Origin of the sequence: Sporosarcina sp. E16_3, from assembly GCF_017347125.1 — a bacterium.
GTDB lineage: Bacteria > Bacillota > Bacilli > Bacillales_A > Planococcaceae > Sporosarcina.
This window is the reverse complement of the sequence record NZ_JADPRX010000046.1, coordinates 1-22,856: the sequence shown is the minus strand read 5'-3', so window position 1 is coordinate 22,856 and position 22,856 is coordinate 1. Positions and strand designations below refer to the sequence as shown.

The 22,856-nt window shown below is 37.7% G+C and carries 25 protein-coding genes and 3 pseudogenes; 24 read left to right on the top strand and 4 right to left on the bottom strand.

The window, feature by feature from the left end; all coding sequences use genetic code 11:
* A pseudogene (locus I2483_RS18015) lies at positions 1 to 266 on the bottom strand (hypothetical protein); the annotation flags it as partial.
* A gap of 581 nt (positions 267 to 847) precedes the next feature.
* Between I2483_RS18015 and hutU the strand changes: the two are divergent.
* From hutU to I2483_RS17945, 15 genes are all read left to right on the top strand, one after another.
* Positions 848 to 2,524, top strand: a complete 1,677-nt coding sequence (gene hutU, locus I2483_RS18010; protein ID WP_207278481.1) for a urocanate hydratase — start codon at positions 848 to 850, stop codon at positions 2,522 to 2,524.
* Positions 2,521 to 3,780: an imidazolonepropionase gene (gene hutI / locus I2483_RS18005; RefSeq protein ID WP_207278480.1), complete on the top strand. Its 1,260-nt coding sequence runs from the start codon at positions 2,521 to 2,523 to the stop codon at positions 3,778 to 3,780. The genes hutU and hutI overlap by 4 nt, the downstream gene beginning before the upstream one ends.
* A gap of 25 nt (positions 3,781 to 3,805) precedes the next feature.
* Positions 3,806 to 5,284 carry a histidine ammonia-lyase gene (gene hutH / locus I2483_RS18000; protein WP_207278479.1) on the top strand — a complete coding sequence of 493 codons (1,479 nt, stop codon included), beginning with the start codon at positions 3,806 to 3,808 and terminating at the stop codon, positions 5,282 to 5,284.
* A 487-nt stretch (positions 5,285 to 5,771) separates the two neighbouring features.
* Complete coding sequence (locus I2483_RS17995; RefSeq protein WP_207278478.1) at positions 5,772 to 6,755, top strand: RpnC/YadD family protein; 984 nt, start codon at positions 5,772 to 5,774, stop codon at positions 6,753 to 6,755.
* A 177-nt stretch (positions 6,756 to 6,932) separates the two neighbouring features.
* A complete protein-coding gene (locus tag I2483_RS17990) occupies positions 6,933 to 7,823 on the top strand; it encodes a 5'-3' exonuclease (RefSeq protein WP_207278477.1) in 891 nt (296 codons plus the stop codon).
* Between the two features lie 475 nt (positions 7,824 to 8,298).
* The gene (locus tag I2483_RS17985; RefSeq protein WP_207151873.1) at positions 8,299 to 8,697 is read left to right on the top strand and encodes a hypothetical protein; all 399 of its coding nucleotides are present in this window, start codon (positions 8,299 to 8,301) and stop codon (positions 8,695 to 8,697) included.
* 168 nt (positions 8,698 to 8,865) lie between these two features.
* Positions 8,866 to 9,225, top strand: coding sequence for a DUF5412 domain-containing protein (locus I2483_RS17980; protein ID WP_207278482.1), 360 nt, complete (start codon positions 8,866 to 8,868; stop codon positions 9,223 to 9,225).
* A gap of 152 nt (positions 9,226 to 9,377) precedes the next feature.
* Positions 9,378 to 9,773 (top strand): DUF3888 domain-containing protein, encoded by a 396-nt coding sequence (locus tag I2483_RS17975; RefSeq protein WP_207278476.1) that lies wholly within the window; start codon positions 9,378 to 9,380, stop codon positions 9,771 to 9,773.
* 225 nt (positions 9,774 to 9,998) lie between these two features.
* Positions 9,999 to 10,133: a hypothetical protein gene (locus I2483_RS19530; protein ID WP_255550509.1), complete on the top strand. Its 135-nt coding sequence runs from the start codon at positions 9,999 to 10,001 to the stop codon at positions 10,131 to 10,133.
* 143 nt (positions 10,134 to 10,276) lie between these two features.
* On the top strand, positions 10,277 to 10,663 hold the full coding sequence (locus I2483_RS17970) for a DUF5071 domain-containing protein (protein ID WP_207278475.1): 387 nt from the start codon (positions 10,277 to 10,279) through the stop codon (positions 10,661 to 10,663).
* A 756-nt stretch (positions 10,664 to 11,419) separates the two neighbouring features.
* The gene (locus tag I2483_RS17965) at positions 11,420 to 12,139 is read left to right on the top strand and encodes a hypothetical protein (RefSeq protein WP_186673880.1); all 720 of its coding nucleotides are present in this window, start codon (positions 11,420 to 11,422) and stop codon (positions 12,137 to 12,139) included.
* Positions 12,140 to 12,363: 224 nt separating this feature from the next.
* A complete protein-coding gene (locus tag I2483_RS17960; RefSeq protein ID WP_186673865.1) occupies positions 12,364 to 12,813 on the top strand; it encodes a hypothetical protein in 450 nt (149 codons plus the stop codon).
* A gap of 186 nt (positions 12,814 to 12,999) precedes the next feature.
* The gene (locus I2483_RS17955; RefSeq protein WP_207278474.1) at positions 13,000 to 13,260 is read left to right on the top strand and encodes a hypothetical protein; all 261 of its coding nucleotides are present in this window, start codon (positions 13,000 to 13,002) and stop codon (positions 13,258 to 13,260) included.
* A 168-nt stretch (positions 13,261 to 13,428) separates the two neighbouring features.
* Complete coding sequence (locus tag I2483_RS17950) at positions 13,429 to 13,737, top strand: hypothetical protein (protein ID WP_207278473.1); 309 nt, start codon at positions 13,429 to 13,431, stop codon at positions 13,735 to 13,737.
* Positions 13,738 to 13,906: 169 nt separating this feature from the next.
* Entirely contained in the window at positions 13,907 to 14,347 is a 441-nt protein-coding gene (locus I2483_RS17945) for a YybH family protein (protein ID WP_207278472.1), read from the top strand.
* A gap of 121 nt (positions 14,348 to 14,468) precedes the next feature.
* Here the strand turns inward: I2483_RS17945 and I2483_RS17940 are convergent.
* Positions 14,469 to 15,305: pseudogene (locus I2483_RS17940) on the bottom strand (tyrosine-type recombinase/integrase).
* Positions 15,306 to 15,658: 353 nt separating this feature from the next.
* Here I2483_RS17940 and I2483_RS17935 point away from each other — a divergent pair.
* From I2483_RS17935 to I2483_RS17895, 9 genes are all read left to right on the top strand, one after another.
* Positions 15,659 to 15,952 carry a hypothetical protein gene (locus tag I2483_RS17935; RefSeq protein ID WP_207278471.1) on the top strand — a complete coding sequence of 98 codons (294 nt, stop codon included), beginning with the start codon at positions 15,659 to 15,661 and terminating at the stop codon, positions 15,950 to 15,952.
* Positions 15,953 to 16,094: 142 nt separating this feature from the next.
* Positions 16,095 to 16,232, top strand: a complete 138-nt coding sequence (locus I2483_RS17930; RefSeq protein ID WP_207278470.1) for a hypothetical protein — start codon at positions 16,095 to 16,097, stop codon at positions 16,230 to 16,232.
* Between the two features lie 220 nt (positions 16,233 to 16,452).
* The gene (locus I2483_RS17925; protein WP_207278469.1) at positions 16,453 to 16,833 is read left to right on the top strand and encodes a hypothetical protein; all 381 of its coding nucleotides are present in this window, start codon (positions 16,453 to 16,455) and stop codon (positions 16,831 to 16,833) included.
* A 430-nt stretch (positions 16,834 to 17,263) separates the two neighbouring features.
* Positions 17,264 to 17,914: a hypothetical protein gene (locus tag I2483_RS17920; protein ID WP_207278468.1), complete on the top strand. Its 651-nt coding sequence runs from the start codon at positions 17,264 to 17,266 to the stop codon at positions 17,912 to 17,914.
* Positions 17,915 to 18,082: 168 nt separating this feature from the next.
* A complete protein-coding gene (locus I2483_RS17915; protein ID WP_207278467.1) occupies positions 18,083 to 18,523 on the top strand; it encodes a hypothetical protein in 441 nt (146 codons plus the stop codon).
* Positions 18,524 to 19,274: 751 nt separating this feature from the next.
* Positions 19,275 to 19,571, top strand: coding sequence for a TIGR04104 family putative zinc finger protein (locus I2483_RS17910; protein WP_207278466.1), 297 nt, complete (start codon positions 19,275 to 19,277; stop codon positions 19,569 to 19,571).
* Between the two features lie 796 nt (positions 19,572 to 20,367).
* The gene (locus I2483_RS17905; RefSeq protein WP_207278465.1) at positions 20,368 to 20,901 is read left to right on the top strand and encodes a dihydrofolate reductase family protein; all 534 of its coding nucleotides are present in this window, start codon (positions 20,368 to 20,370) and stop codon (positions 20,899 to 20,901) included.
* Positions 20,902 to 20,992: 91 nt separating this feature from the next.
* Entirely contained in the window at positions 20,993 to 21,502 is a 510-nt protein-coding gene (locus I2483_RS17900; protein ID WP_207278464.1) for a MepB family protein, read from the top strand.
* Between the two features lie 175 nt (positions 21,503 to 21,677).
* Positions 21,678 to 22,103, top strand: a complete 426-nt coding sequence (locus I2483_RS17895; protein ID WP_207278463.1) for a YhfM domain-containing protein — start codon at positions 21,678 to 21,680, stop codon at positions 22,101 to 22,103.
* A 44-nt stretch (positions 22,104 to 22,147) separates the two neighbouring features.
* Here the strand turns inward: I2483_RS17895 and I2483_RS17890 are convergent, their stop codons facing one another.
* Together I2483_RS17890 and I2483_RS17885 are read right to left on the bottom strand one after the other, a co-directional pair.
* The gene (locus I2483_RS17890) at positions 22,148 to 22,345 is read right to left on the bottom strand and encodes a hypothetical protein (RefSeq protein ID WP_207278462.1); all 198 of its coding nucleotides are present in this window, start codon (positions 22,343 to 22,345) and stop codon (positions 22,148 to 22,150) included.
* Positions 22,342 to 22,758, bottom strand: a pseudogene (locus tag I2483_RS17885) (ATP-binding protein); the annotation flags it as partial. The gene I2483_RS17890 and the pseudogene I2483_RS17885, both read right to left, overlap by 4 nt.
* Between the last annotated feature and the right edge of the window lie 98 nt (positions 22,759 to 22,856).

Below are 22,856 nucleotides of genomic sequence, written 5' to 3'. Positions count from 1 at the left end.
TGCCCTGGAGAGAAAGCTTGCATGTCGTAACCTTGCATCTCTTGCCCTGGAGAAAAAGCTTGCATGTCGTAGCCTTGCATCTCTTGCCCTGGAGAGAAAGCTTGCATGTCGTAACCTTGCATTCCTTGTCCGGAAGTCCCCATGCCTGGAGACCAGCTATCATTTGCATACCCTGACGTATCTTGCGTTCGGTTACCTTCATATCCTTCAGGTAATTGCGGGTACCATTGCTGCTCCCCTTGACCACCTGGTTGCATGTTTACCATTCGTTCACTCCTTCCAAGCGATTCTCTTTATCCTATGCGACAATGGGTGAAAAGGAATGGACTTTTATTTTACGAAAACATTTTCGGGTTTCGAGGGTTTATTCTATAAGAGGGTATGGAGGTGGAGGTATGACTGATACGGAATTGGCGGAGAAAGCAATTGCAGTAAATCATGATGCTCGCCTGTCACTTATGTTTACATATAAAGATGCATTTTATCGAAGGGTGCTTGAAACTTTTTTTATTTGATAAAGAATTGTCGCTGCAGTAGAGTTCGGGCAATCCGCCGAACAGTTCGTACTATGGGTTACTCAGTTTATCAAATCCACTCCAACTATAGATTCGGCACTACCTACTTCGAATTAACTAGGTGATATAGCTCACCCGTATAACGAACAAATCTAGCGACTTAGCGATATAGGAATCACACACCATTTGTTAAGTGCCAACTATATAGCAACTTCACCGCTTCATCCCACTACAATAGCACCCTATTAGCACGGACTAAATTTTCTGAATTATGCAGAATAAAACGCTTTCATCGTGTACGATAGTAGTAGATTAGTAAGGAGGGGTTCATAGTGGGGAAAGCATCTGAAAAGGTTATTCGTTACCGTGGGACTGAGTTGAACACGAAGGGGTGGCAGCAAGAGGCGGCGCTTCGTATGCTTATGAATAACTTAGACGCGGAAGTGGCGGAGCATCCCGATGATCTAGTCGTTTACGGTGGCATTGGAAAGGCGGCACGAAATTGGGAGTCGTTTGACGCAATTGTCCGCTCGTTGAAAGAACTTGAAAATGATGAAACGCTACTTGTGCAATCGGGGAAACCAGTTGCGATATTCAAGTCACATACAGACGCACCAAAAGTATTGATAGCGAACTCGAACCTAGTCCCGGCATATGCCAACTGGGAACATTTCCATGAGCTCGATAAAAAAGGACTCATGATGTACGGACAAATGACGGCGGGAAGCTGGATTTATATCGGTTCACAAGGAATCGTGCAAGGGACATACGAAACGTTTGCAGAACTGGCGAAACAGCATTTCGGAGAGTCGCTGAAAGGGACAATCACACTAACTGCTGGACTTGGAGGCATGGGTGCCGCACAGCCGCTAGCGGTTACGATGGCCGGGGGAGTTTGTATCGGCATCGAAGTGGATGAAACGCGAATTGATCGCCGAATTGAAACGCGCTATACCGATGTGAAAACAGATTCACTGGAAGAAGCGATTCGTCTTGCGCAAGAAGCGAAAAAAGAAGGCCGTGCACTGTCGATCGGCTTGCTGGGTAATGCTGCGGAAGTTCTTCCTGCCATGCTTGCAATCGGGTTTATTCCGGATGTGCTGACGGATCAGACATCTGCGCATGATCCGTTAAATGGTTATATCCCATCTGGCATGTCACTCGACGAAGCTGCAAAACTTCGTACCGATAACCCTGAGGAGTATGTTAAACAATCTAAAGCATCTATGGCAAAACACGTTGAAGCAATGCTTGAGATGATGGATAAAGGCGCCATTACGTTCGACTATGGAAATAATATCCGTCAAGTGGCCAAAGACGAAGGTGTTACGCGTGCATTCGATTTCCCAGGGTTTGTTCCTGCCTATATACGTCCACAGTTTTGTGAAGGAAAAGGTCCTTTCCGTTGGGTAGCCTTATCAGGTGATCCTGAAGATATTTATAAAACGGATGAAGTAATTTTACGCGAATTCAGTGACAACAAACATTTATGCAATTGGATTCGGATGGCGCAAGATAAAATTCAGTTCCAAGGATTGCCTTCACGGATTTGCTGGTTGGGTTACGGGGAACGTGCTAGGTTTGGAAAAATCATTAACGACATGGTGGCTTCCGGTGAATTAAAAGCACCGATTGTAATTGGGCGGGATCATCTTGACTCCGGTTCAGTTGCATCACCAAACCGCGAAACGGAAGCGATGAAAGACGGTTCGGATGCAGTAGCTGACTGGCCGTTGTTGAATGCAATGATCAATGCTGTCGGCGGAGCAACATGGGTTTCTATTCATCATGGGGGCGGCGTTGGCATGGGTTATTCGGTTCACGCAGGTATGGTAATTGTCGCAGATGGAACCAAAGAAGCGGAAGCTCGAATTGAACGTGTATTGACGACAGATCCAGGAATGGGCATTGTTCGCCATGTAGATGCGGGCTATGAACTCGCCGAGAAAACGGCTCGGGAAAAAGGGGTCAACATTCCAATGATGGCAAAAGAGGCGATTCAAGAATGACAAAAATTGTTTGGATTAAACATGCGGCGCAACTTGCGACGTTAGCCCAACCAAGTTCAGCACCGCGAATAAAAGAAGCGATGAATGAGTTAACGATCATAGAAGACGGCAGTATTTGGATTGAAGAGGGCATCATTCAAGCGGTTGGAACGACTCAAGAATTAGAAGAGCAGTTCAAAGACCGCGCCCATGAAGCTGAAATTACAAACGCGACAGGCCATCTCGTTACACCGGGGCTTGTCGATCCACATACACATGTTGCTTATGGCGGTAGTCGCGAACGTGAGTTTGAAATGCGACTTGAAGGTGCGACCTATATGGACATTATGAATGCAGGCGGCGGTATTCATGCGACAACAAAAATGACGCGCGAAGCGACTGAAGATGAACTTGTTGAGCAGGCGAAGAAGCGTCTGGATTCGTTCCTAAAACATGGCGTCACGACTGTCGAAGGAAAAAGCGGTTACGGCTTAGATTTAGAGACGGAACTCAAACAGTTGCGTGTCATGAAACGTTTGCAGCAAGAACACGCAATTGACCTCGTGCCAACATTCATGGGCGCACACGCAGTCCCAACAGAATTCAAAGGGCGAGAAGACGATTATATAAATCTAGTTGTCAATGAAATGCTTCCAGCCGTTGCCAATGAAAAGCTCGCAGTCTTCAACGATGTGTTTTGTGAAGTCGGTGTTTTCACACCAGAACAATCACAACGGATTTTAGAAGCAGGGAAAAAGGTTGGGCTGATACCGAAAATCCATGCGGATGAAATTGAACCCTATGGTGGAGCAGAGCTCGCGGCTAAAGTTGGAGCGATTTCAGCGGAGCATTTATTGAAAGCGTCTGATGAAGGAATTAAAGCGATGGCAGAAGCGGGGACGATTGCTTGTTTATTGCCAGCAACCGCCTTATATCTTAGGGAGCAAGCAGCAGAAGGGCGAAAGATGATTGACGCTGGCGTACCAGTTGCAATTTCGACAGATTGTAATCCTGGATCTTCACCGACAACGTCGATGCCACTTGTTATGAACTTAGCGTGTATATCGATGCGCCTAACACCGGCAGAAGCGCTTACTGCCGCGACATTTAATGCGGCATGTGCGATTCGGATGGAAAATGCGACGGGATCACTGGAACCGGGTAAACAAGGGGATGTCGTTCTATGGGACATTTCAAACTACCAAGAACTACAATACTTGTTTGGTGTAAACCACGTCAAGTCCGTTTGGAAAAAAGGTGTAAAAGTCGTTGGATGATTAATTTTACTAAAGGATGGTTGTCATGATTGAATTAACAGGTTCATCTCTAAATCTGGCTCAAATGAAAGACATCATATATAACGAAATTGGGGTTTCATTGAACGAGGAAGCCGTGGAACGTGTAAATAAAAGCCGTGCCGCGGTTGAGAAAATTGTTCGTGAAGACCGCACTGTCTATGGTATTAATACGGGTTTCGGCAAATTCAGCGATGTTAAAATCGATGAAAAAGATACGAAAGCACTGCAATTGCACTTGATTCGATCCCACTCATGCGGCGTAGGCGAAGCGTTTCCTGAAACCGTTTCGCGTGCGATGGTGGTGCTTCGCCTGAATGCGCTTTTGAAAGGTTTCTCAGGAATTCGTGCCGAGGTATTGGAACGCTTTGCTTATATGGTGAACAATCGCATTCACCCGGTCATTCCGCAGCAAGGCTCACTCGGTGCATCAGGCGACCTCGCGCCATTGTCCCATCTCGCACTTGTTTTGCTGGGTGAAGGATTTGTCTGGCAAGATGGTTTGCATGTTCCAGCTGCAACTATTTGGAAAGAGCATGGCATGTCGCCGATTGTGCTCGAAGCGAAAGAAGGACTTGCGCTCATTAACGGGACGCAAGCGATGACTGCGCAAGGCGTTGTCAATTATTTGGAGGCAGAATCACTTGCATATGCTAGCGAATGGATTGCGGCAATGACAATGGAAGCGTTATATGGGATTACAGACGCATTTCATCCGGCGATTCACGAAGCGCGCGGTTATCCGGAACAAGTGGATGTTGCAGCGAGGATGCTGGACTGGTTGGAAGGAAGTCAGCTTACGACCATCCAAGGCGAAAAACGTGTCCAAGACGCTTATTCCATTCGTTGTATTCCACAAGTGCACGGCGCGAGCTGGCAAGTGCTTGGATATGTAAAAGAGAAGCTGGAGATTGAGATGAATGCTGCGACTGACAATCCGCTTATTTTCGATGATGGCGATACAGTCGTATCGGGTGGTAATTTCCATGGTCAGCCGATTGCGTTTGCAATGGACTTTTTGAAACTTGGCGTGGCAGAACTTGCAAGTATTTCCGAACGCCGAATCGAACGGCTCGTTAATCCACATTTAAATGAAGGATTACCACCGTTCCTTAGCCCGGAACCGGGGTTACAATCGGGTGCAATGATCTTGCAATATTCAGCAGCAAGCCTTGTTTCGGAGAATAAAACACTCGCACATCCGGCGTCCGTTGACTCGATTCCATCGTCGGGCAACCAGGAAGACCATGTCTCGATGGGAACGATTGGCGCGAGGCATGCGCATGCCATCATTAAAAATGCGCGAAACGTGCTCGCGATCGAAGCGCTTTGCGCGATGACAGGCTGTTCTATTCGCGGACCCGAGCAAATGGCTCCGAAAACGCATTTGAAGTTCGAGCAATTAAGTGCCATTGTTCGGCCGATAGATGAAGACCGTATATTCACTCCGGATATCGAAAAGCTAGCACAATTTTTGGTAGGATAACTAGCAAAAAACCGAAGCGAGATTTAACAGCTTCGTTTTTTTGTGTTGAATGAAGTGATGAAAGTTGGAACCAATCATAAAGCAGCGTGGAGCGATCATAAAGCAGCGCGAACCGATCATAAAGCAACGCGAACCAATCATAAAGCAGCGCGAACCGATCATAAAGCAACGCGAACCGATCATAAAGCAACGCGAACCGATCATAAAGCAATGCGAACCAATCATAAAGCAGCGCGAACCGATCATAAAGCAACGCCAACCAATCATAAACCAGCGTGTTGCGATCATCGCACCCGGTACCTCGCACCCAAATTCACGAAATTTCACTTTATCAAATATAAATTTTAATCCCCGTTTTGGCTTCATAATTGATCAAAAATAGCGAATTCATACCTAAAATGGAATTATTCGTCTTTCTGCTAAATTTACTTTATATTCCTTTTGTTATAGGGTGGATGAAAGAATCAATATGAAGGGGCTGAGCGGTATGGTGAGAGCGTTAGTATGGGAAAAGCCAGCGGATTATGAAGCGGGAGACTTGGATCAAGACGGTCTATGGAAAAAAGTGATTGGAGAACTATTCGAAGACTTTTTGTTGTTTTTCGCACCAACATTACATGCACAAGTAGATTTTTCAAAAGCACCGGATTTTTTGCAACAGGAACTTTTTCAAGAAATTATGGATGAAAAGAAAGGGCGCCGAATGGCAGACCAGCTTGTCAAAGTGTATCTGGTGGACGGTGAAGAAAAGTGGATTTTAGTACATGTGGAAGTGCAAAGTGACAATGAAAAAGATTTTGCTAAGCGAATGTTTCAATATTTTTATCGCATTTATGATCGGTTTGATCGAGAAATTGTTGCATTAGCCATCATGACATCACCGCATCAAAGCGAATTTTCTACTCAATTTCGCTACTCCTATTTTGGCACAAAGCTGGATTATGCGTATACTAATTATAAGGTTGCCGATTACGATTATAAAGAATTGGAGCAGTCAGATAAGCTATTCAGTAAAGTTGTCCTTGCGACCAAATATATGAACGAAACGAAGCAAGATGCGGACAAACGCTATGCGTTTAAAATGAAATTAATGCGGGAAATTATTAAACACCCCATTTATTCGCGCACGACGATTCAAGCTGTATTTTATTTTATAGACTACTTATTACGGTTACCGCAGGAGTTATCCGAACAACTCGCAAAAATAATTCGCCCTATTTTAAAAGAGGAGGCCAACGACATGGTTCAATTTAACGAAGAAAACCCATCACCAACTCTAGCTGCAATCTTCGCCATGGAACGAGAAGAGGGGGAAAGAAAAGGAATAGAGCAAGGAATAGAGCAAGGAATAGAGCAAGGTATAGCGAAAGTCGTACTTGAAATGCTAAAAGAGGGCGCGTCAATTTACTTTATTGCCAAGGTAACTCATCTGGATAAAGAAGCGATTGAGAAGATAAGAAAAATGAATTGATTCATTAAAAAGGTTATCTTCGCACGATGCTATTCAAAAAATTGTATAACGATAAAAATGAAGATTAGTCATCTACTTGAATGTCTGATCTTTATTTTTCATTCTGAATCTGATTTGAAATCGATTATTGGCCATTATGCTATGATAGAACGAGCGATGATTCTAGGGGGAGTTTCGATGGATAATCAAGAAAAACCACATATCTTATTAATCGACGGAATGGCACTTTTATTCCGTTCATTTTTTGCAACATCAGCTATGGGACACTACTTTCCCAATGCCGCAGGTGTACCGACAAATGGGGTACAAGGATTTGCGCGTCATACGATGACTGCAACGTCGATTTTCAATCCAACACATATGGCAGTTTGCTGGGATATGAGTGCACATACGTTTCGCAATGAGTTATTTGATGGATATAAAGCGAATCGACCTGAACCAGCACCGGAGCTTGTTCCGCAGTTCGATATGACAAGAAGTGTTTCTGAACTAATCGGTTGGAAAAACTACGGAATACTTGGGATGGAAGCAGATGATTTAATTGGGTCGATGGTCGAGACGTGGGATGGTAAAGCGGAGATCACAATCGTAACAGGTGATAAAGACCTGCTCCAACTACTCAGACCAGGCGTTCAAATTGCGTTCATGAAAAAGGGATACAACGTTTATGATATCTATACATATGAACGGTTTGTAGAAGAATACGGCATTTCGCCGAAGCAGTTTATCGATACGAAGGCCTTCACAGGAGATAGCAGTGATGGTTATCCAGGTGTGAAAGGGATTGGACCAAAAACTGCCCTTAAATTAATTAAGGAATATGGTTCGGTTGAGGGTGTAATTGAGGCCTTACATGAATTAACCCCTGGCATGCGTAAAAAGATCGAAGAAGATATAGATATGCTTCATTTATCAAGAAAGCTGGCAGAGATCCATTGTGCGATTGACATGAATGATTCCATAGAAAATTTGGCAATCCCTATTTATGACACTGAAAAAAGGGAACTAATCGAGCGTGAAGGCTATTCTATGATTGTCAGACAGGCGGATTCACTTTTTAAAAAATAACCAAAAATCTCCCTACGAAATAGTCGTAGGGAGATTTTTGGCAACACGTCTGTTAATTAACGATTTACGTGCATAAATCACTAGTGAAAATGGCTTAAAAACCTTCATTTTAACTGGACTATTTCCACCTATTTCGGAAATCCTGTTGCGAATAGTTGCCTGCCGCGTTTCAACAATGTTCAAGTGAAAAATGCATTTGCTTCGAAAGAAAAGAATAGATGACTTTATATAGAGACTGTAAGTGCCCCTAAATTTTAGTGGGTTCCAGTTCCTGGATATTGCAAAGTGTAGAAGTGATAATGGTCTTTAAGCAAAATGATAGTATGAAGTTATTTATTGACAGTTAATGAAACTTATAACTCATTAAGAACGTATCACTATTAGGACTGTTGTTGTTCAACTAACCGGGCAGGTTAGTGAAAGAACGGTTTATATTTTATTTATGAAAAAATCAGGTGAAAAGTGAGGTGGAACAATGGAACGTTTGAAGAAAGTGTCATTAAAAAGTAGGTTAATAACTGGCATAATCGTTTTTGTTATTCTTATTTCGGTTAATTATTATTTCCATCTTTTCAAACCTAAAAATTCATTAGACCTATATCAATCAATGACTTTTGCAGATGATTTTGAAGAGGCACAAAGTTTAATGTTAGAAGGATACGAGGCTAATTTTAAGGAAGAAGATTTTGAATTTATCAATGGAACGAAAACAGTAGCAAACAGTATAAATCAATTTGCCCTTTTTGAATATGATGAAAGATCTTATCTGATTATGACTTCACCAGGTACACAAGGTATCCGAAAGTTAAAAGTTCTTGCAGTTGAAGAGTTACCAACAGAAATAAGGGATTACTTTCTTGAATTATCACCCTAATGCTTTTTTAGTTTCACTAACAGGTGCTTACTTCAACAAGGAGTAAAGCTTTTTTCTTATTGACCTAAAGGGGCAGGTTAGTTGAATAAGACATTTTCAAAAATAGGGGGATTTTTGACTTTGGCGTATCAAGAATTTAGTGTTGAAGCTGAGAGCAAGAGAGTTTTTATGAAAATTTTAAAGGGATTAATTATAGTTGGTTTCTTATTTGCTGCATTGGTCGGGTATGGAGTTTATTGGATGTTCTTTGATATGAATCGGTTACCAACTGGAGAATATCTTACAGAAGAGACATCACCTAATGGAAAATACACGTTAAAAGCATATGTCACTAACGGAGGAGCAACAACGGCATATGCTGTTCGTGGCGAGTTGGTATTTAATGAGAAGAATAATAAAACCAAAAACATCTATTGGAACTATCGAGAAGAAACTGCAAATATTACTTGGACAGACAATAACGCAGTGGTAATTAACGGACATACTTTAGATGTGCGAAGAGATAAATTTGATTTTAGAAACCAATAACAGTGCCCTTTGTTGTTCAACTAACGGGCGCTATACTTCAAGAAGGAGTAGTGCCTTTTTTACTAACGGGGCAGGTTAGTTGAACAAACACAAAATTTTTATGAACTGGGCAAACTACCTTGACTGATAAACTTAAGGTGGTAATTCAAAATATGAAAAACAAACAAATTACCTTTATTTCGATTTCAATTGTTTTGGTTTTAACGTTTTTCACTTCCGGAGTGATGTTGTCGAATACAGGTAAAACTGAAGCTGATAAAGTCAGTGCTGAAGAAAAGCATTCCGATTTTTATGATGTATTATTAGTTTTATTAGACCCTGCTGCAAGGAAAGTGATTAATAAGGAATATGCCAATCGTAGTTATTCATTTTTTGATGCAGAAATATTAGAAGTAAAACGACTAACTGGTGGGTATTCTCACTATGATTTTATTGTGAAAGTAAAATATGACACGTATACAGGTCCTTATAATCCACCTCAAGGTCCTATTACAATAACTTTTCATGTAACAACAGAAGGAGTTTCGGTAGTAGAAATTCAAAAGTGAGTCCTGATACAGCGTTGTAAATAGTTTAACTAACGGGGTGCTTTAGTTGAATAATCGGCTGCCTTCACAGGGCGGTATTTTCTTATTGAGTAATGAAGTTAACTACTTCCGTGAATTGGTGTTAAGTTAACTAAAGGTGCATGGAAGATACAAGCTTGTTTAGCAATTGGATTCCTTATTTAACTCATGGGCCAGATTGTTTAGTAACTTTAGGGAGGTTAAAAGATGGAGTGGTTTACTTTTCTTGTTTTTCCGGCATTCACTTTAGGTGGAATAGCTTTAGGGCTCGCCCTTCACTCAATCAAAAATATGAAGAACATGGAAAAAAGAGTTAAGGAATTAGAAAATAAAAATAAATAAATCTATCCATCTATCTATCTATGACTTTTGTCAATAAAGTGTCCCGGCTAAACTTTAAGTGAATTTTTGCAATGATTATTTCATAAAAAGGCGAGAATATGTAATGGGATTAGCAGCAATTTTAAAACTAAGGGGTAATAAAAATGAATAACTTTGATGAAAGACTACCCAGAAATAAGTTTGATTTTGAAAGTGTAAATAAAATAAGAAAGATGGAGAAAAAGAATATTATCCCTTTAATACCTGGGCTTCTTAAATGGATTCAGGATATGAACTGGCCGATCGCACCTGAAGTCGCTGAAATCCTTTTAGCTTCTCCGAAAGAAATCGTTCCTTATATAAAAAATGTATTTTCAACTGACGATAATATATGGAAATTCTGGTGTTTAGAATACTTAGTAAAGAATTTATCACCTGAATATAGAAAGTTATTAATAAGCGACTTGAAACGACTAAATTCAATGCCTACTGAAGGTGAAAAATTAGAAGAAGTGGACCTGAAGGCAAGGGAAATTCTGAATTCAATATAACAGTTCTTCTTGAACTAAAGGATATCCTTCGAAATGTCTAAGCAATAATCTTCCGTAATCGAGCGCTTTAGTTTAACAATCGCTTGTCTTTACAGGGCAGCTTTTCTAATTAATTACTTCCGTGAAGTGGCGTTATGTTAACCTGTCGTGTATGAACTATACAAGATCGTTCAGTTATCGAATCGAGGATTGTGGGGAAGTGTAATTTTTGTTAAAATAAGGCAAATAATGCAGGGGAGATTTCATATGCGAAACCTATCTATATTCGGCATAGTTCTACCAGCAATAGTTTTATTAATACATATACTTTTTAGCCTTCAAAACTATATACCAGTTTTAATGGCTAACTTTTCAATAGCGATCTCCAGTCTTACCTTACTTTTAGCTATACTTTATTTACTTGATCATAGAAAGAATCAAACAACTAAAAAAGTGGATGTTATTGATGAATAAAATTTATTTTCTCTGATTACAAGGCAGCTTTTCTTATTGCGTAATGGAGTTAACCACTTCCGATACCGGTGTTATGGTAACCTGGTGTGTACAGGCCATACACAACAGGTTAAAGATTGAATTGATGTTTTTACGGATTGATCTCATGTAGCTAATCCTTTTCCTTCTTCAACTAACGGGGCAGGTTAGTTGCACAAGATTATGTTTTAAATTGAAACTTTTACCAATATATAACGTCATACTTACGTATAGAGAATTGTTGTGGAATGTGCACTTTATTTTTGAAAGGGGAATTTAGAAGTGATGAAACAAGCTCTAATTCCAGTAATTGTATTTAGTTCAATTTTGTTAGTTGGGTGTAATCAAGATAAAACAAATGCTAGTAACGAAAAAAATACGCCTGCAGTCTCGGAAGATAGCAGCACAGTTCGTGCTATAAACACAGAGATTACGCCCAGCACGGAAGAGAATGTATTACAAGATACCCCCGATTATGCAGCTAAGAATGAAGGGGAACTATCTATTCAGGATTCTGAAACGGCTTATGAAATGTGTGTGATAGCGCTGACTGACTATTATAAAGCTGTCTGGAACGGCTCGGATATTGAATTGGGTGCATTTATCGATAACGAAAACCTTAAACAGTATACGCAAAATAAGATTCAATACCAATTTGACTTGTATTTATCGCACAATCTTACTGATAATTTGGTGAAGAGTGTTGATATTGGCACTCGGGAAGTGGAGTATACTGATGACGTAGATGGGGGTTTTCTCTATTTAAATTTACCTGCGGAAATTAAAAAGACTGTAGGGAGTTATGGTGAACCCACTGAATTTCTCGTACGCAATGTAAACGGCAAGTTAGTCATTGTTGATTGGTATACCGGTGCAAAAGATAGTTATGATTTCATGGTACGCGGAGAAAATCTAACAATTGACAACCCTAATATTTGGGATGATAGTGAATTTGTGAAGAAGTTAAATAGTAAACAGGGTGAATTTTCAGGCTCAATTCGATAGTTAGTTATTTACAGCTAACTCGGCAATCAAAGGTTGTTAATGAAAGCCCAATATGAGACTTGCTTCCAAAATTAATTTCTCTTATTCAACTAACGGGTGCTTTAGTAAAAAATCATGGGGTTGCCAGTGGTAACTCTTTTTCTTATTGAACTAACGCGGCAGTTTAGTTCGAAATAGTTTTAAATTTTTTCATTTATCTAATGTAAAGGATGTGAGGTTTAGCAATGAAGAAATATGTTTTGTTCATGTTATTAATGACTTTTACTTTTGCGTTAGCTGCTTGCACCCAAAGCGAAGAAGAAAAAATACAAGCTTACTTAAAAGATAAAAGTGAGATTTTTTATCACTTTTCAGTTGTTGATTTTACAGATGAGAAATTAAACATTGAATTTACGATGCTTCCCAATTCTGAAACATGGAGTAATGATGCTGCAGAATCTGATGTGAGTATTGAAACAAAAGCTTCATTGGAAGCTATAAAGAACTATTCCAAAAAATATTTGGGTGTAATAAAGGAAGTAAATCTTTATTTTGTTATGAGAGAAACAAATAAAGTTGTTGCAGAAATAAATGCAAATAACGATACTATATTAGAAACCGATTGGAAAGATGTAAGTAATCGAGAACTTTCTCAAATTGTAGATGGTTACAAATTTTATGGTGTATCAAATTAGTTCTTCGGCTAAAGGGCGCGATTGTTTAAAAAGCGTCTCTGTTCTTATTAAACTAACGGGTGCTTTACTTCAAGAAGGAGTAAAGCATTTTTTCTTATTGAACTAAAGGGGCAGGTTAGTTTAACAAGGATTAATTTTAAGAAGTGAGAATAAGTAAATAGAGATATACAACTGGGAGGAGAAAAATTGAAGGAAAACAATAGAGGCACTTTATATTTTAATATGTCCATTGGTACACTAGGACTCCTCATTATTGTAGTAGGATTAGTCAAATATGTTGAAACCGTTGGTGGGGGTTCTTCATTTGCATTGTTAGGTTTTCCTTTAACAATGATTTACTTAAATTATCTTGAAGGGAAAGCTGGTATAAGTAAAAAAATATTATGGATTAAATCTATCATAGCGATTTTTTTACTGTTTATAATTTACATCTTCTTATTTAGCTAACGGGTAGCTTTATTTGGAAATCATTGAGTTGCAAATGCAGCTCTTAGTTCTTCTTGAACTAGTGGGGCAGTTTAGTTCAATAACTATATTCATAAAGAGTTGATGAAATAGACTATATAAAAGAGATGATTGGTAATGTGAATTGAATGATAAAGGGGGTTCAACTAGTTGAGAATAGGTTACAGTGTTTTAAAAGAAATCAACGAGAAAACTTTTACGCCATGTGCATCTGATTATGGGTTAACTCAAAGAGAGTTTGAGAATTTTGTCCTTTTTCTCGAACACAAAGGATTTGTAGAAAGAGTACTAAGAGTGGATGATAGTTTTTCTTTATGTCCTGCTCGTTTAACTAAAAAGGGTATAAAATTATTAGAAGATAACAATCAATATATAGAAACATACCCAAAAAGAATTGATTTAAAAGTATGGATACAAGTAGATAAAGAACTTTATTCAAATGGTGCTGAGGCAGAATAAAATAATACCTGTTGTTCAACTAACAGGTGCTTTACTTCAAGAAGGAGTAAAGCTTTTTTCTTATTGAACTAAGGTGCTGGTTAATTGAAGAGGGAAAAAGTGTTTGAATATTGAATTCATCTATAGTAACATACTTATATTTCTGAAATTAGTAAAGGGGATGCACTTAATGACGAAGGGTTTTTTCAAAGTTCAAGACGTACTTGAAAATTACAAAACAGCAATTTACGAAAAAGATGTTGAAAAATACTTAACCATGTATGCTCCCAAAATGCATATTTATGATTGCTGGGGGAACTGGGAGAGCAAGGGGATTTCTTCATGGAAGGAAAATGTGGCAGAGTGGTTTAATGGATTGAGCGAGGATGGTGTTTTACTAAAAGTTGATTTTAATGAACTAGTAGTTGAAGAAAATTCAAATCTCGCAATTGTTCATTGTGCTGTAACATTTGCTGCTCACCAAGAAGATTCTGGTGAGAAACTTCGTCAAACGACAAATCGGTTCACATATGGTTTAAAAAAAGTGAATGAATCCTGGGTCATAGCTCATGAACATTCATCATTGCCTATAAATATGGAAACTGGTAAGGGAATTTTTAACTTGAAGTAAAAAATAACCTATTTTGATTGGAGATAATGGGATTGCAGCTGCAATTCCTTTATTCTTCTTCAACTAACGGGTGTGTTAGTCAAGTAGAGCAACGTCTTAATGGTCGTTTCTCCTTTTACATTTAAAAGTACTTCTGATAATACTCTTTCCTTAACCCTCCACTTAACTGAGCGTGGATCTTGGTGGTTTCACTCTTCTCATGCCCCATAAGACTTTGTATGACTTCAATAGGAGCTTCATTATTCAACAAATGAGTTGCGCAACTGTGTATAAGTTGGTGTGGATGAATTTCTATATTAATTTCCGCGCGATTGGAGATCCGTTTGATGATGTATCGCATTTGGGCAACCCTCATTTTATGTGGCTGTCTTGCTGTTACAAAGATTGCTGAATTATGGTCATTACGTCTTTCTATATAGCGTTTAAGCCATATGTCACAACGTGTATTAAAATACCTCTCTTTCCTTATCGCCTTTCCTATAACGATTACGGTTTAATTGGACCAATAAATATGGTTCTTTTCTAACGCAACTATTTCTCCAATTCGACAACCGGTAGAAAACATAAATTCAAAAATCGCTTTTTCCATTGGGGAATGACAGGATTCACGAAGATGTTCAATCTCCCGTTCGATTAAATACTTGGGTATCCGCTTACCTACTTTGGGTTCTTTAATTTTGGAAGTTGGATTCATACTCAGGTAGCCTTCTTCATGAGACCAACGAAAAAACGATTTCATAAAGCGGATGCGATGTGCAAGACTGGCTGGTTTTAAATGCTTGCCCGATACAGCAAGATATTGCTTCAGTTGATTTGTATCCAGTAATTCCATCTCTACATCCTTAAAATAACCAATTAGTAGCAAAGATTGTAACTGATAGGCCTTCAACGTTTGCGGCGAAAAACCCTCTATTCGTTTATCAGCTTCAAACGAAGACCATGCTTTTGACAGTAACAATTCCATTCCTCCTAAAGTAGTAATGTTAAAAGGATCATTGCCAACTTAATAGAATTATTGACATAAGGAGTGATTTTACTAACGGGGCAGGTTAGTTTAACAAGGCTGTTTAACAATTGGACCATTTAGTTGAGAAAGGAGAAACTGACCTATGAAGAAAAGTATTTTATACTTTGTAGCAGGTCTCTTAACATATTTTGTGTTTTCTACAATTATACAGTTATTGTAAAGGGTAATTTAAAGAATTGAGCAATGAACGCGATTGTTTAAGAAGCGTCTCTGTTGTTCTTTAACTAAAGGGAAATTTTATTGTGGAGTTAATTGTGAAAATAATCTTCGTGGGATTTCTAAGTATGGGAACCCTTATCGCTTTCATAAAAGATTATAAAAAGCTAACAGATGAACAAAAGAAACAGCCTATAAAGCTGATTTTTGAATCCTTTTCTTTGATTGGACTAGTGCTTTTTGTAATTGGTGTAGTGATTTTTGATAATTTACTGTTAGGTAATATAGCAATCATTTTAGTTGTCGGCGGCTTTGTTTACGATAGTATTGGATACTGGAAGTCCGGTAGTATGATTAAAATAGTTAAGGCATTAGGGTTAACATTATTTATTCTAGTTTTTTATATTTATTTCAATCACTAACGGGTGCTTTACTTCAATTAGGGGTTAAGCACCCTTTTCTTATTCAACTAAAGGGGCAGGTTAGTTTAAGTATTGCTATGGAGAATATTGGTTGGAAGAATTATACTCTTAAAAGTAAACAGAATTCATCGGAGGAGAAGAAATGGAATTAATTACTGGAATAGCCCTTATACTTATTGTGTTTTTCTCTTCATATATTATTGAAATAAGATTGAAGAATATTGAAAGCCAAAACAATCGTGTAATAGAAATTTTAGAAGAAATTAGAGATAAGAAATAAAAGTTTTTAAACTATCGGGTGCTTTACTTCAAGAGGGGGTAGAGGCTTTTTTCTTATTGAACTAAAGGGGCAGTTTAGTTGAAGAAGTAACCTGAGTTATAATTTTAGCGAATACATAAATCAGGAGAAATAAAATGGGTTAGGGTTGCTTTAGCATTTCACTTGAAGGCTTATTTTCTTCTTCAACTTAATAATTAACGAAAAAGAGGGAGGTATTTGGATGTATGGAAAAACAAACATTTTTGTGTTCAAGATATTACTTTGCTCGGTTTTATCTGGTTTTTCACTCAGCTTATTAGTATGTTTCTTTACTGTTCCAAGGACATTTAACCCAATAGACATCTTTTTTATAGGTGTAATATTCAGTATTGTTTATCTTGTTCCAGGAGCACTAATACAATATTATTTGCATAAAAAAACAAGCCGTATTCCCACAAGTAAATTATTCTTTATATATTTAATTACCGGAACAATCGTTACTACTATTTTCTATGCAGGTAATCTTGAAGATTTTTATATGTTTTTCAGTTACTATTTTACAGTAACTTCTAGCGGCTTAGCGTTTTGGTTGTATGACTTAATTTTATTTCGAAGGAAGTAATAGAATATAATCAAGTATTTACTACAATCTGTTTACAGAGTAATGAGCTAGGAAGTAGTTTTAATTGACATGATTGTTAACTTAAACTAATAGTTTGTGAAAAAATATACTTAAACTAACGGGTAGCTTTAGTGAAAAATCATTGAGTTGCAATGAAGCTCTTTTTTCTTGTTCAACTAAAGGGGCAGTTTAGTTTAATAAGAATTAAAGAGGCGAATTTATCATAAGAATTGTAACAAAAGAAGTGCTTTTTTTATTTCAGATAATTTAGTTGAGATAACAATACAAATTTTATAAAAAAGGAATTTATGGGTTTCGCACAAATGAGTAAGGGTTAGAAAAATGAAACCTTCTAGTTTTTATAACGTATTACAATTAACATAAGATAATAACTTTAACATTAGACAAATTACCTAGGGAGGGAATTTGTATGGATAATAACCAAATCAAAAAAATAGGAGGCATCTTATTCTTGATTAGTTCGTGTTTTCTGTTTGCGGGTTGTTCGGAAGAAAAGCTTGAACTCCAAGAAGAAGTGGTAGTTTCAACCGAAGATAAAAACAAGGAAGCAGTTCGTGTTGTTCTTGAATCGGAATTTACGGTTCCTAATGAAGAATATATTCTTAGCCAAAAAAACATCGAGAAGAAAATGGATGAAATTCAGCAAAGCTTGCCCGAAGGAACGGGATTCGGAATGCCAATGGACTCACCTGAATGGCTTGCATATGAAGAATTAGTGGGGAAAACATATAAACCTTACTTTATGGACTATACGTATGAGAAATTAATTCCTACTAATCAGGCTTTTCAGTTCCACTTAAGTACGGAACTGGAGGATGTTCGTTATGAAATGAAAGTTAGTGATATACAAGTAACTAAAAGTGGTAACATTAACACTCCCAAGTTTTATGACTTTACCGCTCAGGTAGAATATACGAATAATGCAGGTGAAGTTTCACAACACGAAGTAAAAGGTACGGCTATTCTTTCAGAACCAGGAAAAATTGGGAAGTTTGAAATACGGGATGTTGGTGGTTTAGGAGAACAAGTTCGTGTAGATCGGAAATGGAATATTGATTAAAATATAGATTTTTAAAATGTCTTGTTCAACTAACGGGTGCAACATTAACGGCAGAAGGTTAGTGCCTCAATCGGGTGTTTATTTTGCGGAATCATTACTAAAAATAAGGCGCAGGTTAGTTGAATAATTTTGTTAGCAGAGTTTTATTTAACGAAAGGAGTCGATAGCTTGTTTTTATATCATTTGGACATTGAAAATGATAGTGACAGGGTTTTAAAGGAAGGATTAAATAATAGTACAGCAACAAAATGGTATTCAACCAGCGGTAAATTATTTACAGAAATAGATTGTTTCAGACCTGTACATTTGCCAAAATGGATTGATTTTAAAGTTGCTTTCGGTGCACATTTGGAACCGTTTGAAAAACCTTATTTTCAATTTCCTATGTTCAGTGATAAAATACTAGTTTTCAATCTAGATATATCTAGTGATTTATTTGCTTACTTATATGAAGATGTTAAAGGTTTACCTTCAAAGGAAGATTTAATGAAACAGTATTGGGAAAGTATGCATACTCTTGAAGAGTTTTTGAGATACAAGCCTTTTAATAACCCTGTAATTTATATTTTTGAAGCTGTTCCAGCAATGTTAATTGAGTATATAGAGTAAAATCTTGTTCAACTAACGAGTGCATTAGTTGAACAATTAAGTTCCTGAATGGTAGGTGGGGTTGTGAGTAAGTCCATTTGGATTCCGATAATGGTTTCATTTGGAACGATGCTATTACTATATATAATAGGCTTTATAGCTGATATAGACTTTCTTATATTTAAAATATCGCTCTCGGATACTAAGATTGCTCTACTTCCGATCGCTGTTGGGATGATAGCGGGGTATATTAGTGAACGTATTATCAAATTGAAGTCTCAATAATGTGAAGTGCTGCGCTTCAAGTAACGGATTGTTTTAGTTCAACAACGATCGTCTATTGGCGGTATTTTTATTTATCCAGTTGCCAGTGGGAAGGAAATAAGTACAAAGCAAATAGCGGCCTAACCTCGAATTAAATTGTGGGTAGGTCGCTTTTATTTAATATATTTGAAAATCACCACTATTACCCATACAATAAGGTGTAGAGTTGGATTGAATTGTAAAAAAAGAGTTAAAAGAAATGAAAGTATTAACTAATTTAGTTTTAGGCTTATTAGTGATTACACTAGTTATATGGATTACTTTTTCTACTATAAAATTAGCTTAATTGAAAAAAATGCGTACTGCATTATTGCGCAATGGAATTGGTGATAGGAAAACTACTTTATCAATAAAAAGATAAACAAATCATTGAGTGTTGTAGCCTGTTCTTGTTCAACTAACTGGGTAGGTTACTTAAAAAAAGAGAAAAAAGAAAGGAGCTAGAAAAATGCCGACTTGCCAGAATTGCGACAATAAATGGAGTTGGAAACAAACTTTTAAAAAGTCATTTACATTAGGCACTGGAATGACTTGCCCATTTTGCGGGGTAAAACAATACATTACCCCACGTTCAAGAAAAAAATCCTCTTTGGTTGCATTTTTAGCACCTACCTTACTACTTTTGAATCTCTTTTTTGGTCCTTCCCTTTTAATATTATTTATTTTGATAGGATCTATTTCATTGTTTTTAGGACTTTATCCTTTTTATATTGAAATATCCAACAAGGAAGGGCCTTTTTGGTAGAGTGTTTTAGGTAAGTAAAAGTATTGCTATCCGTTTTACTAGAATTCATTATAGCTAAAGGTGGATTTAGTTTAAGAATTGGCTGCCTTTACAGGGCATCTTTTCTTATTGAGTAATCGAGTAAAATACTTCCATGAAGTAGCGTTAGGTGAACCTGATATGTATAGAATACAAGGTCGTTCAGCAATCGAATTCCTTCTTATTTGGAATCTATTCTTGCTGATATTGGTACTACCTTTGACGGGGAATATTTTTGGAAAACACAAAGTTAAGAATTGCATGGATTATTCCTAATGTATTTTGTTACTTGATGCTCTTTCCAGAATCTGCGTTCCTCGGTTTTGCTGGTAATGGGGTTGCGGATTCGCGGCAGGGCACTGAAGTGTTATTCTCTCTGGGGGCGGACTCTAGGGATGAAGTTTATTAGTTTGCCTTGAAAGCTGAACGTGCAGGCGGCACTGTATTCAGCAAGCCGGGCGAAAAGGGTGGCTGGATGTATGGCTGCGGTTTTGCCGATCCGAACGGTCATCTGTGGAACACTTTGTATATTGATATGAGTAAAATGCCGCAGGGTTGAAAACCCGATTCGCGATTCCCTGACGAGTGTTTAATCAGAAAGTCAAATAAAGTTACTGAACTACTAGGTGCAATTGTTTTATAAGAGCATTCGCACCCTATTAAGTTTGTGAAGAAATGTACTTAAAATAACGTACCGGATAATTGAATAAGGGTCGTAGCATTGCAGCTATTATTAGAAACTTATATTCTTGTGGAAAGAGTAAATAGGAGGCTTATTATGAAAAAACAACGGAAGATAGTATTGTTTATTGCTCAAAGCTTGGATGGTTATATCGCTACAAAAAATGACTCTCTTGATTGGTTATTTAAAGTTGAAGGGGAAGGGGATAATGGCTATTCGGAGTTTTTCGAAACGGTGGATACAATTTTAATTGGCAAAAGGACATATGATTGGGTTATGGAACAAGAAAAAGGTCAATTCCCTTATCAAAATAAAGATTGTTACGTTTTTTCAAGAACACCATCAGAAGATACAAAAAATGTTAAATTTATAAATGAAGACATTGTCGAGTTTGCTGATAACTTAAAAAAAGAAGAAGGGCAAAATATTTGGATAGTTGGTGGTGGAGATATTCTACATACGTTTTTAAAAGAAAAGTTAGTCGATGAACTGATTGTGACAGTTGCACCCACGATCATCGGAGAGGGAATAACTTTATTTAAAGCAGGCGATTATCAGGTAGATCTTTCTCTTATAGGTACAAGAACTTTCAATCAATTTGTCGAATTACATTACACAGTAAATAAATGACCACGAATGTATTGCAGCACACTGACGCAGTTGTCGCATAAGGTCTGCGTTTCAAACGGGCCATTTAGTTAAAAGTTTTAGGGGTGAAGAAATGAACCGCTTTTATACATCATTAACCTATGTAAGTAAACTAATTTATGAGCCCAATCACTTAATTGTAAAGTCGATACAAGAAGAAAAGCAAAATTTTAAGTATGGTGCGGGTACATTTGAATTATCATCTAGAACAGTTCGATTCAGAGTTGCGAATATTACACCTACAAAAGTAGGGCAGTTTGTTGCATTTTGGGAAAAAGATGAAAATAATAAAAATCAAGCCTATTCATATGCGGAAGCACCGGATTTACTAGTGATTACTACCTTTAAAAATGAAAACGAATTCGGGCAATTTGTTTTTCCTAAAGAAATTCTTTTTAAGCAGAACATTCTTAGGTCCAGTTCAACAATTGGGAAAATGGCAATAAGAATTTATCCTAGCTGGGATAGTCCAACAAGTAAACAAGCGATGAAAACGCAAGAATGGCAGTTACCCTATTTTGTTGATATGAGTAACTCGAATAACATAGCTATAGAGAAAATACTAGAACTATATTCTTTGTAATTCTCTGCAATCAGGTGCAATTCTTGAAGAAGAATTGCACCTTTTTCAGTAATCGGGCGCGATAGTTGAACATTAAAAGCCTTATTCCTTGCCAGAAACACGCTGAAATAAGGCTTTTTTTCTTACGCTATTTTAGTATGTGATTATACTACCAATAAATTAGGGGGCTATATAAATGAGAGGCGTATTATTAACATTAATTTCTTTGTTGATTTTGAGTGGATGTGTTTCGAAGGGTAATGTAGAAAAAATTGAGATTGCTCAAATGAAAGGTTTCTCTAAAGTAATAACATATCCATCAATAAATATTACGAAAACAGAAGAAATCGAAGAATTTATCAATGCTTTCAATAGTGCGGAGAAAGTACCTGGTATTGGAAATACAGTTGATCCCGATTACCAAGTTATATTGGGCACTGAAAACTATTACCTTTGGATAAGTGATGAATCGGTTACGATTATGAATATAAAAGATACTCATACTGTCTATGAGTATTGCGGACAGAATGAGCCACTAGTGCGGAGTTTTGAGCCACAGATTGCGGGAAAGAGAGCCAGTGAATGCGGACAAGTGAGCCACCTGTCAGATAAAGCAGTATAAACAGCCATAGAAACCGGAGTTTCTATGGCTGCTTACGGCCTTTATCAAAATGATGAATGATCTAATTCCTGATCTATGACGTGAATAGCCCATAAAACTATTTCATCCATATCTAGATGCTCATCCTCGGTCTCAAGACAACGATGTAGTAAACCTTCTACTACTTTCTCCATGACCTCTTCAGGTAGGTATCTATGAAAAAAATAAGTAGCGATACGATTTTCTACTTCCTCTGGAATCATACTCTAACCCCCAAACCATGACGTTCTCTCATCGAAATCTCTCCATCAACTAGGATCTTATAGGAATCATGCACAATGCGGTCGAGAATCGCATCTGCTACCTGTGCCTGTCCTAACTTCGAGTGCCACCCTTCAGGTGAGAATTGAGAACAGAATATCGTAGATGTCCGCTTTAATCTCGATTCGATAATTTCTAAGACATGCAGAGCGTGCCCTTCTGAAAGCTCTGTCAGTAACCATTCATCAAGAATTAAGAGATCAATCTTCTTATATTTTTGAATGAGTTTGCGGAAGCTGCCATCGGCTTCATATTTCGCTACAGCTAATTCATCCAGTAATTCTGGCAACCGAATATACTTTACTTTGTAAAATTGGCGACAGGCATGGATCCCAAACGCGTTGGCTATCCATGTGTAAGCGTCAAGTAGAATTGAACACTTTTGCTAATTAACTTTGAACACTTTCGTTTGTTTTTTTCCTGCCCCCAAGTTGAAGGCAGGAAAATTAGTGT